Source organism: Kribbella sp. NPDC049227 (assembly GCF_043197265.1).
Classification (GTDB): domain Bacteria; phylum Actinomycetota; class Actinomycetes; order Propionibacteriales; family Kribbellaceae; genus Kribbella.
This window is the reverse complement of sequence record NZ_JBICST010000003.1, coordinates 518409-532991: the sequence shown is the minus strand read 5'-3', so window position 1 is coordinate 532991 and position 14583 is coordinate 518409. Positions and strand designations below refer to the sequence as shown.

Sequence of the window (14583 nt, the reverse complement as noted above, 5' to 3'; positions counted from 1 at the left end):
ATTAACGATTCGTAGTTGCCTGGTACGACGCCGTACACTGACAACCGCGATCCGCAAAGGCAGTGATGGGGCCATCACCCCGGAGCCGCCGGAAGAACGGTCCGCAAGGACCTATTAGAACCGGCCGCGGCGCGGGAAGGAAGTGGGTAGCTCCACCCGGAGTTACCAAGGAGGGTGGTACCGCGCGGTATCCGGCGACCAAAGCCTGGTACTTCGTCCCTCGTCAGCAGGTCACTGGCGACGAAGGACGACGGAAAGATGGCGGCAGACACCCCGGGGACCCCGTGGCGGCAGGTCCCGGCGCAAGTTGACTTCCCCGCGCTCGAGCGCGAGGTGCTCACCCGGTGGGAGGAGCACGATCCCTTCGCCAAGAGCCTCGAGCAGTCCACCGGCGGACAGCCCTGGACGTTCTTCGAAGGCCCGCCGACGGCGAACGGCATGCCCGGCACCCATCACATCGAGGCCCGCGTCTTCAAGGACGTGTTCCCGCGCTACCGGACCATGAAGGGCTTCTGGGTCGAGCGCAAGGCCGGCTGGGACTGCCACGGCCTGCCGGTCGAGGTCGCGGTGGAGAAGGAACTCGGTTTCACCGGCAAGAACGACATCGAGGCATACGGCATCGCGGCGTTCAACGCCAAGTGCCGTGAGTCGGTCCTGCGGCACGTCGAAGCGTTCGAGGACATGACGCGGCGGATGGGCTACTGGGTGGACATGGAGCACCCGTACTGGACCATGGACGCGCCGTACGTGCAGTCGGTCTGGTGGTCGCTGAAGCAGATCCACGACAAGGGCCTGCTGGTCGAGGACTACCGCATCACGCCGTACTGCCCGCGCTGTGGCACTGGTCTGTCCGACCACGAGTTGGCCCAGGGCTACGAGACGGTGGTCGACCCCTCGGTCTACGTCCGCTTCCCGCTCACCTCCGGGCCCGTGGCCGGCCAGGCGTCGTTGCTGGTCTGGACGACGACACCTTGGACACTCGTTTCAAACACCGCTGTCGCGGTTCATCCCGACGTCGAGTACGTCGTCGCGACCGACGGCACCGAGTCGCTCGTCGTGGCGGAGCCGCTGCTGGACCGGCTCGGTGAGGGCTGGACGGTGACCGGTCGGTACGGCGGTCGTGAGCTGGAGCGGTGGACCTACCAGCGACCGTTCGAGCTGGTCGAGTTCCCCGAGCCGGCGCACTACGTCGTACTCGCCGAGTACGTCACCACTGAGGACGGCACCGGTCTGGTGCACCAGTCCCCCGCGTTCGGCGCCGACGACCTCGCGGTCAGCCGCGCGTACGACCTGCCGGTCGTGAACCCGGTCGACAGCAACGGCCACTTCGCCGCCGACGTGCCGCTGGTCGGCGGGCAGTTCTTCAAGAAGGCCGACGAGATCCTGGTCAAGGACCTCCAGGACCGCGGCCTGCTCTACAAGCACGTGCCGTACGAGCACCCGTACCCGCACTGCTGGCGCTGCCACACGCCCGTCATCTACTACGCCCTCCCCTCCTGGTACATCCGCACCACCCAGGTGAAGGACGCGCTGCTCCGGGAGAACGAGAAGACCAACTGGTACCCGGACTCGGTCAAGTGGGGCCGGTACGGCGACTGGCTGCGCAACAACATCGACTGGGCCGTCTCCCGGTCCCGCTACTGGGGTACGCCGCTGCCGATCTGGCGGTGCGCGGACGACCACCAGGTCTGCGTCGGATCGCTGGCCGAGCTCAGTGAGCTGGCCGGCCGCGACGTGAGCGAGACCGACCCGCACCGGCCGTACGTCGACGACATCACCTTCGCCTGCCCGACCTGCGGCGAGGAGTCCCGCCGGGTGCCCGAGGTGATCGACGCCTGGTACGACTCGGGCTCGATGCCGTTCGCGCAGTGGGGCTACCCGTGGGTCGAGGGCTCGAAGGAGAAGTTCGAGCAGACCTACCCGGCCGACTTCATCTCCGAGGCGATCGACCAGACCCGCGGCTGGTTCTACACGTTGATGGCGATCGGCACGCTGGTCTTCGACGAGTCGCCGTACCGCGATGTCGTCTGCCTCGGCCTGATCATGGCCGAGGACGGCCGGAAGATGTCCAAGCACCTGGGCAACATCCTCGAGCCGATCCCGCTGATGGACGACCATGGCGCGGACGCGGTGCGCTGGTTCATGGCCGCGTCCGGGTCGCCGTGGAAGGCCCGCGGCATCGGGCCGAACGTGCTGAACGAGATCGTCCGGAAGGTGCTGCTCACCTACTGGAACACGGTCGCCTTCCACGCCCTGTACGCGCGGCTGGCCGACTGGTCGCCGACGGACGCGCCGCCGGTCGCCGAGCGATCGGTGCTGGACCGCTGGCTGGTCGGCGAGACGCACCGCCTGGTTCGCGACGCCGACGAGGCGTACGCCGTCTACGACACGCAGAAGCTGGGCACCGCGATCGGCGGCTTCGTCGACGTGCTCTCGAACTGGTACGTCCGGCGTTCGCGCCGCCGGTTCTGGGCCGGTGACCGCGGCGCGCTGGCGACGCTGCACGAGACGCTCGAGACGCTGACCCGGGTGATGGCGCCCCTGACGCCATTCGTCACCGAGTGGGTCTGGCAGGACGTGTTCCGCCCGGTCACGCCCGGTCTGGCGGAGTCGGTGCACCTGACGACGTTCCCGGCGTACGACGAGAGCCTCATCGACGATGCACTCGCGCAGCACGTGTCGATGGCGCGGCGCGTGGTCGAGCTCGGCCGCTCGGCGCGGGCCGAAGCGAAGGTGCGGACGCGCCAGCCGTTGTCCCGGGCACTGGTCGGATCGGCCGCGATCGCCGACCTGTCGCCGCGTTTGCTGCGGGAGATCGCCGACGAGCTCAACGTCGGTTCGGTGGAACCGCTCTCCTCGGCCGGCGCGGACCTGGTCGAGTTCTCCGCGAAGGGCAACTTCCGCGAGCTCGGCAAGCGGTTCGCCAAGCAGACCCCGGTGGTCGCCGCCGCGATCGCCGCGGCCGATGCCGCCGCCCTCGCCGCCGCGCTGAAGGAGTCGGGTACGGCGACGGTCGTGGTGGACGGCGAGAACGTCGAGGTCGGCGAGTCCGAGGTGCTGCTGTCGGAGCGGCCGCGCGAAGGCTGGTCAGTGGTGAACGAGCAGGGCGAGACCGTTGCCCTCGACCTCGAGGTCACGCCGGAGCTCAGGCAGGCCGGTCTGGCCCGCGAGGTGATCCGGACCCTGCAGGAAGCCCGGAAGAACGCCGGCCTCGAGGTCTCGGACCGGATCAAGGTCTGGCTCACCTCGACCGACACCGACCTGACCGATGCCCTCGGCAAGCACAGCGACGAGATCGCCCGCGAGGTGCTGGCGGTCGAGCTGGCGCACTCGGCCCCGACCGAGTCGGCGGACGTTGCCACCGGCACCGAAGAGGAACTGCACCTGACCTACTGGCTGGCCAAGGCCTGACCCCATCCCACCTCAACCCCGCCCGCGTGCTCGCCCGCCAGCCCGTCCGTCCATGCCCGTCTGGTGGGTTGACCCACCGGACGGCGGGTTGGCCATCGGCAGGCGGCTGGCCAACCCACGATCTCGTGGGTCAGCCCACCAGAGCGGGGCGGGCGGGCACGCAGGCGAGTGGGCGGGCAGCCACGCGGGCGAGTGCGTCGACCCACCGGATAGCGGGTTGGCCATCGGCAGGCGGCTGGCCAACCCACGATCTCGTAGGTCAACCCACCAGACGGGGCGAACGACGGGCGGGCACGCGGGTGGGTCAGCGGGGTGGGCGGACGGCGCGGGCTCGGAGGGATGGGGTGGCCCCGAGGTGGTTGATGGTGTCGAGGAGCAACAACCGGGCTGCGTCGATGCGCTCGTTGCCGAGGGCTCGGCGGAGTTCTGCATCCAGGGCTGCTCGATGACGCCTGGCCGCGGCGATCACGGACTGTCCCCGCTGGGTCAGTACGACGTTTCGCACGCGAGCGTCGGCGGGATCCGGCTCGCGAGTCAGGTAGCCGCGCTTCTCGAGGTCCACCACCGACTTCGAGGCCGCCTGCTGGGTGACGCCGAGACGCTCGGCCAGTGTGCTGATCGTCACGGGGCCGCTGACCAGATGCTGGAAGATCACCCCGTCGGCGAACCGGGTGTCCTCGAAACCGTCCGCCACCAGGCGGCGCTGCAGCTCGTCGGCCAGCGCCCAGCCGGCGAACAGCGAGGCGAGTGAGAGGTCCGCACCGGCCGGATCGAATTCCATGCCGCGAACTATACAACCGTGGTTGTGTATCGGCTACCCTACAACCATGGTTGTGCAAAAGGAGTTTCTGGATCGGGCGCACCGGATCGTGTGGTGCACCGTCGCGACCGTCGGCCCGGATCACCGGCCGCGGACCCGCATCCTCCATCCGCTGTGGGAACTGGCGGATGAGCTGACCGGGTGGATCGTCACGCGGGCGACGCCGGTGAAGGTGCGACACCTTGCCTACAGCCCGTACTTGAGTTGCAGCTACTGGGAGCCCGGTCATCAAGTGGCTGTCGCGGACTGCCACGCGGAGTGGGTCGCCGATGTCGCGACCCGGCAACGAGTCTGGGAGCTGTACCGGGGCGAGCCGGCACCGCTCGGCTACGACTTCTGGAGTGTGTTCCCCGACGGCCCGGCCGGGGAATCGCCCTCGCTGCTACGGCTGACGCCGTACCGGCTGCGGCTCACCGACGTCGAGACGCTCAGTGGCCGGAAGGATCCGCTCGCCTGGCCCTGACACCCTGTCACCGCAACGGGACGGTGTGTCAGAAGTGGCCAGACATGCCGAAGAGGCGGTGCCGCCGGAAAGCACCGCCTCTTCTCGAGGTTTCTTTAGACGCCGTGACCGTGAGCCTGGGCGCGGGCCTCCGGGCGGAAGCCGTTGCGCGGGCTGAGCGTGTCGTCGCCGTTCCCGAGCGCCTTGAGCTGCTCGGTGAAGTACGTCTTCAGCCGGCTGCGGTACTCGCGCTCGTAGGCGTGCAGGTCGTCGATCGTGCGCTCGAGCTGACCCTTCTGCTTCTCCAGCGTGCCGAGCATCTGGGCCCGGCGCTCGGCGATCTCGCCGTCCAGCTTCTCGGCGCGGGCACGGGCCTCGCCGGTCATCCGGTCGGCCTTGCCACGCGCCTCGTTCTCCAGCCGCTCGGCCTTGGCGCGGGCCTCGCCGATGATCTTGTCGGCGGTGTCCTTCGCCTCCTGGACCAGGTCGTCGGAGTGCTTGGTCGCCATTTCCAGCAGCCGCACGGCGGAGCTGGACGCGTCCCCGACAGTGCCTGCTGCCGCAGCAGCCCCCGCGGCCGCTACAGCGGGCACCACGGGTGGCTTCTCCTCCGGCTTCTCGACGACGACCGGGGGCTTGGGCTGCTGCACGACAGGCGGCAGCGCAGCGGTCTGGTCCACGACCGGCCGCTCCTGTCCCGCGCCCGCGCGCTGAGCCGCCGCGAGCTTGGCCCGCAGTTCCTCGTTCTCGGCGAGAAGTCGCTCGAGCTCGGCCTCCACCTCGTCGAGGAAGGAGTCGACCTCTGTGACGTCGTAGCCCTCCCGTAGTCGGACGGGCGTGAATTGCTTCGAGCGGACGTCATCCGGCGTCAGCGGCATCTTTCACCTCGTTTGTCTGTGTCTTGGCGGAGTCCCCGTGGCCTTCACCTCGGCGACTCAGTAGATCACGTTATCGCTTCGTTGTGTTCTGACGGAATCCGGGCGGGCGATAACGCTCCACTGCCCCCGCGGAGCGGCTCGACAACTCAGCCGTTTCGTCGAGACTCTACCTACCCAGTCCCCGGTGTCCTCACCCTCCGACCCGGCAGAACCTCCGCCGGTTCCCTGTCCGTCCCGATCCGCTGGGTCACAGCGATCCGAGCGCGGTCGAGTTGATCGACATCGCCACGGAGACGATCACGAACAGCATCAGCATGGACAGGTCGATCCGGATCCCGCCGGCCCCGATCGGGGGCAGGATCCGCCGGAGCGGTCGCAGGAACGGATCGGTGACCGAGTAGATCAGTTCGAAGAACAACAGCAGTGGGCCTTTCGGGTGCCACTGCGGCGCGAACATGACGATCAGACTGAGTACGAACCGCGCCACCAGCACGAGGAAGAAGGCGAGCAGCACCCAGTACAGAACACTGAGGACGAGCGCTAGAGCAACCATGTCGTCAATGAGTGTAGAAGACCGGCGAAGGGTTCGGGTCAGCTCTGGTTGTAGAACCCGTCCGCGGCGATCTTCTCCTTCTCCTCGGCGGCCACTGTCACGTTCGGCGGGCAGACCAGGAACACCTTGGTGGTGATCCGCTCGATCGAACCACGGCAGCAGAAGATCAGCCCGGCGGCGAAATCCACCAGCCGCTTGGCGTCCGCGTGGTCCATCTCGGTCAGGTTCATGATGACGGGCGTGCCGTCGCGGAAGTGCTCACCGATGACTCGCGCCTCGTTGTAGCTGCGCGGGTGCACGGTGGTGATGCGGGCCAACTCGGTAACCTCCGGGGACGGTGCGACACCACGTCGATCTGGAAACTTGCTCACCGTTGCGCCCTGCTCCTCGCGGCCCGAGTGAGATTGCGACTCGGTGCGGGACTCACGGGCCTCGCGGCTCTCCCGGCCGGCGGGCACCGGCTCGGGCTCGTGGGACTCCCCGTCGACGGCTTCGTCGTCGTACTCTTCGTAGTCGTCGTACTCGTCGTCGTAACGAGCGTTGTAGCGCTCCCCGTCCTCGACCAAGCCGAGGTACACACCCATCTTGCGCAGTGCGCCGCTCATGGCCCTCCAGCCCCTCGATCCCGGTTCGACGACAACGGTGAGCAGGAAGCAAAACCTGCTCGATGTCGACACTAACCGAGTGGAGGACGCGTACCGAGTAAGGCGCGCCCGAGCCGGACGTGTGTCGCGCCGCGCCTGATCGCGGCGTCCAGATCACCCGTCATCCCGGCCGAGATCCAGTCCGCGCCGGGGTGTTCGGAGCGTAGCCGGGAAGCTACTTCTTGCAGCCCGGCGAAGGCTTCGTCCGGGTCCGATCCCAGCGGAGCCACTGCCATCACGCCACCGAGCTCCAGCCGGTCCGCGGCCGCGACCTCCGCGGCCAGTTCCGGTACGGCGTCCGGCTCGACGCCACCCCGCTCGGCGCCGGTCGCTGCCTCACTCGATCCGTACGACGCCAGGCTCACCTGGAGCAGGCAGCGAAGGGTCTTGCCCTCGGCGACAGCGGCCTTCGACAGCGCAGCCACGAGCGACGATCGGTCCACGGAGTGCACGATCGACGCGTTCCGGGCCACCGAGCGGGCCTTCTTCGACTGCAGTTGCCCGACGAAGTGCCAGCTCAGGTCCGGGCAGTCCGGCGCCTTCGCCTTGAGCTCCTGCTCGCGGTTCTCCCCCACATCCCGGACCCCGAGGGCCGCCAGCGCCCGTACGTCGCTGATTGGGAAGGTTTTGGTGATCGCGACAAGGGTGACCTCGTCCGGAGACCTCCCGGCGGCCTGACAGGCCTTCTCGATCCGTTCCCGGACCTGCTGCAGATTGCTCCGCAGTTCGTCGGCGCGTGTGCTCATTCCGCAGCCAGCTTGACCAGACCGGCCAGGCGTCCGCTGACCTTGCCTTCACGCCGGTACGAGTACAGGTTCTCCGACTCGATCGTGCAGGCGGTCGCGTCGATGACCTCGACCCCGAGTTCGTCCAGCTGCGACTTCACTCCAGCGGCCACGTCGATGGCCGGCGTACCCCAGCTGGTCTCGGAGTACGACGCCGGCACCCGCTCCGCGATCTCGGCCCGCATCTCCGCGGGCACCTCGTAACACTTCCCACACGCATGCGGCCCGAGTACGGCGGTGATGTTCCGGGCGCCGAGGTCACGCATCGCCTCGACCGTCGCCGGTACGACGCCGACGTACATCCCCGGGCGTCCGGAGTGGGCGGCACCGATCACGCGTTGCTCGGAATCGGCCAGCAGGACCGGGAGACAGTCGGCAGCACGGACAGCCAGCACCACGTCGGACCTGGTCGTGACGATCGCGTCCGCGGTGGGTGTCGGGTCGGCCGGGAGCTGATCCCCGGGCCGGACCACGTGAACGTCGCGCCCGTGGACCTGGCTGACCCGGACCACAGCCTCCGGCTCGACACCGAAGGCCGCCGCGATGCGGCGGAAGTTCTCCGCGATCCGCTCCGGATCCTCACCCGACCCGCCGAGGTTCAGTTCGCCGTACGGCGCTGTGCTCACACCGCCGAAGCGGTCGGTGACGGCGAAGCGGGCAGCGGAGTGAACCTCGTCGTAGCTGAACACGAACAAAGGCTACCGGCCCGGACGCTCCTTACTTCAGGAAGTCCGGGATGTCGAGGTCCTCTTCCGGCTCCGGCTTACGTACCGGGCGCGCCGGCGCGGGCTGCGAGGAGGTGGAACCGGACGACGAACCGCCGGCCGGCGAGTTGCTCGGACCGTTGGTCGGCCACGAGTGCGGGGAGGTCGGAGTGGCCGGCGTGTGCGGCGCGGGCTGCGACGGCACGGTACGGACCGGGTCGCCGGCCTGGGGACGGGCCGAGTTGGTCGTGCCCGCTCCCGGACGGCCCTCGGTCGGGGCCGGCACCGGGACGGTGTCGTCGGTGGGAGGCGGCGGAGTCGTGGCCTGGCCGGCCGGGGTGCCCGGGGCGGGCTGAGCCGGAGCGGCGTTCTGCCCCGCGGTGCCCTGCCCGGACCCGGCCTGCCCGGCCGTGCCCTGACCCGCGGCCGGCTGACCGGATGCGGACTGGCCGGCGCCAGGCTGACCTGCCGGCGGCTGACCCGGCTGTCCGGTCGCGGGCTGACCGGACTGCTGACCGCTCTGTGCCGGCGGGTTCGTCGTCCCGGACATCGGGGCCGAGTACGTCTCGGTGGCCGGACGGGTGGTCTGCGGGCGGGCCGAGTTCATCGCCTGCTCACGGCGCTTCGGCATCCCACCGTCGAACCCGGCCGCGATCACGGTGACCCGCACCTCGTCGCCGAGCGCGTCGTCGATGACCGCACCGAAGATGATGTTCGCGTCCGAGTGCGCGGACTCCGAGACCAGTTGGGCAGCCTCGTTGATCTCGAACAGGCCCAGGTCGGAACCGCCGGCGATCGACAGCAGCACGCCGTGCGCACCCTCGATACTTGCCTCAAGCAACGGAGAGGAGATGGCCGCCTCGGCCGCCGCGACCGCGCGGTCCTCGCCGCGGGACGAGCCGATGCCCATCAACGCGGATCCGGCGTTGGACATGACCGCCTTGACGTCGGCGAAGTCCACGTTGATCAGACCGGGCGTGGTGATCAGGTCGGTGATGCCGGAAACACCCTGCAGCAGCACCTGGTCGGCCTGCTTGAACGCGTCCAGCACGGACACGGCGCGGTCGGAGATCGTCAGCAGCCGGTCGTTCGGGATCACGATCAGCGTGTCGACCTCTTCGCGGAGGGCGGCGATACCGTCCTCCGCCTGGGTCGCACGGCGCTTTCCCTCGAACGAGAACGGCCGGGTCACCACACCGATCGTCAGCGCACCGAGTGAGCGCGCAATCCGGGACACCACCGGCGCGCCACCGGTGCCGGTGCCGCCGCCCTCGCCCGCGGTGACGAAGACCATGTCGGCGCCCTTGAGCGCCTCCTCGATCTCCTCCGCGTGGTCCTCGGCGGCCTTCTGCCCGATGGCCGGGTTCGCGCCGGCGCCGAGGCCCCGGGTCTCCTCCCGGCCGATGTCGAGCTTGACGTCCGCGTCGCTCATCAGCAACGCCTGCGCGTCGGTGTTGATGGCGATGAACTCAACGCCCTTCAGACCGTGCTCGATCATCCGGTTGACGGCGTTCACGCCGCCTCCGCCGATGCCGACGACCTTGATGAGTGCCAGGTAGTTCTGCGGTGCCGCCACGTCCGCGCCTCTCGCCTCGTTCTGTTCCCGTTGTGGCCGGTTGGCCCCTGTTCCAGCGAAAAGTTCCAGCGAAAAGACTGAACCTCAAGTGGATGCTTAGACTTATGTCAACTTTAGATTACGCCGCACGCTACGGGACGGCTTCGGGCAATGTCCACGCGCCTCGCCGCACACTGCCGTGATGTGATCGGTCACCGCTTTTCCCCTTTGGTGACAGGGAGATCGGGCGCCGAGACGTCGTACACCTTCGCCTTGCGCTTCATCAGCACGCTGAGTACGTCCGCCTTGCGCTCGCTGTCATCGGAGCTGCCCCAGACCACCTTCACCCCGGACGAGAGGTTGAGGGTGATCGAGTCCGGCGACGCTGCCGAGATCGACCCGACCTGGGTGCGCAACGTGTCCGGGAGTGCGGCCGAAACCGTCACCACCGAGTGCACCGTCACGTCCCGCCGGGACCCTGTCACCTTGGCTTCCGGCAGCCCGGCCGGCCGGTTCGGCACGGTCTTGAACGTCGTACCGGTCGCGTCGACCAGCTCGAACCGCGACCCGTCGGTGACGACCACCACCGGGACCCGTTCCGTGACGACGATCACGACCTTGTTCGGCCAGGCGCGGGTCACCTGCGCGTCCGCCACCGCCGGAATGGTCCGGACCCGGTCGGCGATCGAGCGTAGGTCGACCTTCGCCAGTGGTGTCCCGACCGGCGCCTCGGCAACATTCCGGATCGTTGCCACCGGCACCGTGTCCGCACCGCTCACCCGGACGCCGTCGACTGCGAAGGCGGACGAGTAGTAGAACAACCAGACGATCACACCGGCCACGACGACCAGTGCGCCGCCGATGGCCCACGGCAGCCAACTCCGCCACCGCACGAGCCGTTGCCGGCGCGCGAACCGCTGCTGTGCCCGAGCCAGATCAGCGCTCTGGCTCATTCAACAATCCCCACCCTTTTACTCCACCACAGGAGCAAGGGCTTCCGCGGCAGACTCGCGGGCGGCGGCGCGTTCGGCCAGCAGGCCAACGACTTCCGGCCCGATCAGGGTCACGTCGCCGGCGCCCAGCGTCACCACCAGGTCGCCGGGCTGCGCCAGGTCGGCGACCAGCTGAGGTACGGCGGACCAGGACGGCTCGAAGCGGACCTGGTCCGGCTTCAACGGCACGTGGTTCGCGATCAGGGCACCGGTGACACCGGGCTCGGGGTCCTCACGGGCGGCGAACACGTCCATCACGACGACCTCGTCGGCCAGCGCGAGCGCCTCCGAGAACTCGGTGGCGAAGATCCTGGTCCGGCTGAACAGGTGCGGCTGGAAGCACGCGACCACGCGGCCCTCCCCCGCGACCTGCCGGGCCGCTGTCAGGTCGACGGCCAGCTCGGTCGGGTGGTGAGCGTACGAGTCGAACACCCGCACGCCGTCCTCGAGACCTTTGAACTCGAACCGCCGCCCGGTGCCGGTGAACGACGCCAGCCCCTCGGCGAGGTCGGCCGCGGAGAACCCGAGGCCCAGCCCGACCGTCAGCGCCGCCGACGCGTTCAGCGCGTTGTGCTTGCCCGCCTGCTGCAACTGCACCATCGGCAGCTTGCGGCCGCGGTACACCGGCACGAACGACTGCGTCGCCCCAGTGGCCGTGATCTCGGTGACGCGCAGGTCCGCGTCCTCCGACTCGCCGTACGTGCGGACGTCGATCCCCTGCTCCTGCGCGTACGCCGCCAGCCGGCGCGCGCCAGCGTCGTCGTGGCAGATCACCATGAAGCCGCCGGCCAGTACGCGACCGCAGAACTCCTCGAAGGCCTTCCGGTAGCTGGCCTCGTCACCGTAGTTGTCCAGGTGGTCCGGCTCGACCGACGTGACGATCGACACCTCGGGCGTGTACGTCAGGAACGATTTGTCCGACTCGTCCGCCTCGGCGACGAACAGGTCACCGCTGCCGTCGTGGGCGTTCGAGCCCGACTCGTTCAGGTTGCCGCCGATCGCGTACGACGGATCGGCCCCGCAGTGCTGCAGCGCGACGGTCAACATCGAGGTCGTGGTCGTCTTGCCGTGCGTGCCGGCGACCGCCAGCGTCCGGCGGCCGACCATGACCGAGGCGAGCGCGGCGGCCCGCGGCAGGATCGGGATCCCGGCGGCCCGCGCCGCGACCACCTCGGGGTTGGTCTCGCGGATCGCGGTCGACACCACCACGGTGTCCGCGGCCGCGACGTGTTCGGCGGCGTGGCCGACCCAGCAGGTGGCGCCGAGCGCGCGCAGCGCGGCCAGCACCTTGCTGTCCTTCGCGTCGGAGCCGGACACCTCGATGCCCCGGGACGCCATGATCCGGGCGATCCCGGACATACCGGCGCCGCCGATACCGACGAAGTGCACCCTGCCCAGCTTCTCCGCGGGCAGCGTCGTGTCAGGAGCGGTGACGATCACGAAGCAGACCCCACCACATCCAGGATGATCCGCGCCAATCGCTCGTCGGCATCTGTACGGATCACGCCGGTCGCTGCTGTGGACATGGCTGTCAGACGCTCGCGGTCGTGCAGAAGTTGCGGCACGTTGGCCCGGACCCAGTCCGTCGTCATCTCCGCGTTGTCGATCAGCACACCTCCACCCACGTCCACCACGGGCTTCGCGTTCGATCGCTGCTCACCGTTACCGATCGGCAGCGGAACGTAGATCGCGGGCAGGCCGACACCGGACACCTCGGTGACCGTGTTCGCACCCGAGCGGCAGACGACCAGGTCGGCCGCGGCGTACGCGAGGTCCATCCGGTCGACGTAGTTCAGCACGACGTACGGGTAGGGGCCGGTCTGCGGGACCTCGAGGGTGTTCTTCGGGCCGATCGCGTGCAGCACCTGGATCCCGGCGGCCTGCAGGTCCGCGGCGGCGCCGGAGACGGCCTGGTTGATCTGCTGCGCGCCCTGCGAGCCACCGGTCACGAACAGCGTCGGCGCGTCCGGGTCCAATCCGAAGAACTGACGAGCCTCGGCGCGCAGCGCGGCCCGGTCCAGTGTGGAGATCGCTCGCCGGATGGGCAGGCCGACGTACTCCGCGTGCGGCAGGTCGGAGCCGGGGAAGGACGTCTTCACGTGGTGCGTGCAGTAGCGGGCGGCGAACTTGTTCGCGATCCCCGGCACCGCGTTGCCCTCGTGGACGACGATCGGCGTCTTCCGCCGCCAGGCCGCGACGTACGCGGGTGTCGAGACGTAGCCGCCGAAGCCGACCAGGACGTCGGCCTTCGCCTCGTCCAGCACCCTGCGGGCCGCGCCGACCGAGGCGAGCATCTTCCCGGGGACGGCGAGCAGGGCGGGCGTGGGCTTGCGCGGCAGCGGCACCGGCGGGATCAACTCGAGCCGGTAGCCGGCCTCGGGAATCACGCGGGTCTCCAGGCCACGCTCGGTGCCGAGGGCGAGGATCTCGACCGTCGGGTCGATGCGGCGCAGTGCGTCGGCGGTGGCGATCAGGGGTGAGGTGTGGCCGGCGGATCCTCCACCGGCCAGGACGATGCTGGGCACAGCTTTCAACGCTCCCGCGTGTTCTCGTTAGGGCGTACGCCGCGAAGGCAGCCAACCGAACCGCGACCGCCTCGTCTCCTTCAAGGCGGCCTGCGCGCCGGGTTCGGCCTTCGCGAAGGACAGCAGCATGCCGATCGCGATCAGCGTCGGCAGCAGTGCGGAACCACCGTACGACAAAAGCGGGAGCGGAATCCCCACGATGGGTAGCAGTCCGATCACGGCACCCAGGTTGACCAGGGTCTGCGCCATGATCCAGACCGTGATCCCGGCCGCCGCATAGCGGACGAACGGCTGGGTGTTCCGGGTCGCGATCCGCACCCCGGCATAGGCCAGGGTGAGGAACAGGGCGAGCACGGTGAGCGACCCGAACAGGCCGAGTTCCTCACCGATCACGGAGAAGATGAAGTCGGTGTGCGCCTCCGGCAGGTTGCCCCACTTCTGCCGGCTGTTGCCGATCCCGACACCCCACCAGCCGCCGGTCGAGAGCGCGTAGAACGAGTGGTACGCCTGCCAGCCGACGCCGGACGGGTCGGTGAACGGATCCAGGAACGACGAGACGCGGTCCATCCGGTGTTTCGCGGTGATGACGAAGTACGACGCGATCGTGCCGACCACGGTGATGGTCGCGATGAACAACCGCGTCGGTGCGCCGACCACCCAGATCATGCCGATCATCACGGCCATCAGCACCAACGCCGTACCCAGGTCGTGCTGCCCGACGACCAGTGCGATCACCAGACCGCAGACCGGCACCATCGGGACCAACAGGTGCTTCCACTGGGTGAGCAACTTCTCCTTGCGCGCGTACAGGTCCGCGCACCACATCACCAGCGCCAGCTTGGCGAACTCACTCGGCTGGATCTGCAGGGGTCCACCGAGGTTTAGCCAGTTCGTGTTGCCCTTCACCCCGACGCCCAGGCCGGGCACGTAGGTCAGCACCAGCAGGAACACCGAACCGAGCAGCGCGACGTACGCGAGCATGCGGAAGTGCCGAGGTGTCATCCGGGACGCGACGTACGCCATCGGCAGGCCGACGCCGACCCAGATCAACTGGCGGACGAAGATCGTGTAGCTGTTCCCGTTCGCACGCAGCGACAGCACGCTGGACGCCGACAGCACCATCAGCATCCCGAGCACCAGCAGCAGGCCGGTCGCACCGAGCAGGATGTGGTACGACGTCAGGGGCCGGTCGAGCACCTCGCGGATGGCAGCCAGCCACGGCCGCTCGTCCTGCGCCTTCTTGGGCTGATCCGCGATCGACGTCACGCGATCAC

At 68.9% G+C, this 14583-nt stretch carries 13 protein-coding genes; 2 read left to right on the top strand and 11 right to left on the bottom strand.

Annotated elements, in window-relative coordinates; all coding sequences use genetic code 11:
* Positions 1-258: 258 nt before the first annotated feature.
* Positions 259-3411 (top strand): isoleucine--tRNA ligase, encoded by a 3153-nt coding sequence (gene ileS, locus ACGFH6_RS14805; protein WP_393383864.1) that lies wholly within the window; start codon positions 259-261, stop codon positions 3409-3411.
* 304 nt (positions 3412-3715) lie between these two features.
* Here the strand turns inward: ileS and ACGFH6_RS14800 are convergent, their stop codons facing one another.
* A complete protein-coding gene (locus ACGFH6_RS14800; protein WP_393383863.1) occupies positions 3716-4192 on the bottom strand; it encodes a MarR family winged helix-turn-helix transcriptional regulator in 477 nt (158 codons plus the stop codon).
* A 46-nt stretch (positions 4193-4238) separates the two neighbouring features.
* Between ACGFH6_RS14800 and ACGFH6_RS14795 the strand changes: the two genes are divergently transcribed.
* Positions 4239-4694 (top strand): pyridoxamine 5'-phosphate oxidase family protein, encoded by a 456-nt coding sequence (locus ACGFH6_RS14795; protein ID WP_393383861.1) that lies wholly within the window; start codon positions 4239-4241, stop codon positions 4692-4694.
* A 95-nt stretch (positions 4695-4789) separates the two neighbouring features.
* On the opposite strand, the gene ACGFH6_RS14790 is transcribed toward ACGFH6_RS14795, so the two are convergent.
* From ACGFH6_RS14790 to ftsW, 10 genes are all read right to left on the bottom strand, one after another.
* Positions 4790-5551, bottom strand: a complete 762-nt coding sequence (locus tag ACGFH6_RS14790; protein ID WP_131351431.1) for a DivIVA domain-containing protein — start codon at positions 5549-5551, stop codon at positions 4790-4792.
* Between the two features lie 247 nt (positions 5552-5798).
* Positions 5799-6104: a YggT family protein gene (locus ACGFH6_RS14785; RefSeq protein ID WP_131351428.1), complete on the bottom strand. Its 306-nt coding sequence runs from the start codon at positions 6102-6104 to the stop codon at positions 5799-5801.
* A gap of 38 nt (positions 6105-6142) precedes the next feature.
* A complete protein-coding gene (locus tag ACGFH6_RS14780) occupies positions 6143-6709 on the bottom strand; it encodes a cell division protein SepF (protein ID WP_131351425.1) in 567 nt (188 codons plus the stop codon).
* Between the two features lie 71 nt (positions 6710-6780).
* A complete protein-coding gene (locus ACGFH6_RS14775) occupies positions 6781-7494 on the bottom strand; it encodes a YggS family pyridoxal phosphate-dependent enzyme (protein ID WP_393383857.1) in 714 nt (237 codons plus the stop codon).
* Positions 7491-8222 (bottom strand): peptidoglycan editing factor PgeF, encoded by a 732-nt coding sequence (gene pgeF, locus ACGFH6_RS14770; RefSeq protein ID WP_393383855.1) that lies wholly within the window; start codon positions 8220-8222, stop codon positions 7491-7493. The genes ACGFH6_RS14775 and pgeF overlap by 4 nt, the downstream gene beginning before the upstream one ends.
* A 28-nt stretch (positions 8223-8250) precedes the next feature.
* Entirely contained in the window at positions 8251-9813 is a 1563-nt protein-coding gene (ftsZ, locus tag ACGFH6_RS14765) for a cell division protein FtsZ (RefSeq protein ID WP_393383853.1), read from the bottom strand.
* Positions 9814-10004: 191 nt separating this feature from the next.
* On the bottom strand, positions 10005-10745 hold the full coding sequence (locus ACGFH6_RS14760; protein WP_393383851.1) for a cell division protein FtsQ/DivIB: 741 nt from the start codon (positions 10743-10745) through the stop codon (positions 10005-10007).
* An 18-nt stretch (positions 10746-10763) separates the two neighbouring features.
* A complete protein-coding gene (gene murC / locus ACGFH6_RS14755; protein ID WP_393383849.1) occupies positions 10764-12224 on the bottom strand; it encodes a UDP-N-acetylmuramate--L-alanine ligase in 1461 nt (486 codons plus the stop codon).
* A complete protein-coding gene (gene murG / locus ACGFH6_RS14750; RefSeq protein WP_393383847.1) occupies positions 12221-13309 on the bottom strand; it encodes an undecaprenyldiphospho-muramoylpentapeptide beta-N-acetylglucosaminyltransferase in 1089 nt (362 codons plus the stop codon). Before murG ends, murC begins: the two co-directional genes overlap by 4 nt.
* A 27-nt stretch (positions 13310-13336) precedes the next feature.
* Positions 13337-14575 carry a putative lipid II flippase FtsW gene (gene ftsW / locus ACGFH6_RS14745; protein WP_393383845.1) on the bottom strand — a complete coding sequence of 413 codons (1239 nt, stop codon included), beginning with the start codon at positions 14573-14575 and terminating at the stop codon, positions 13337-13339.
* Positions 14576-14583 lie beyond the last annotated feature (8 nt).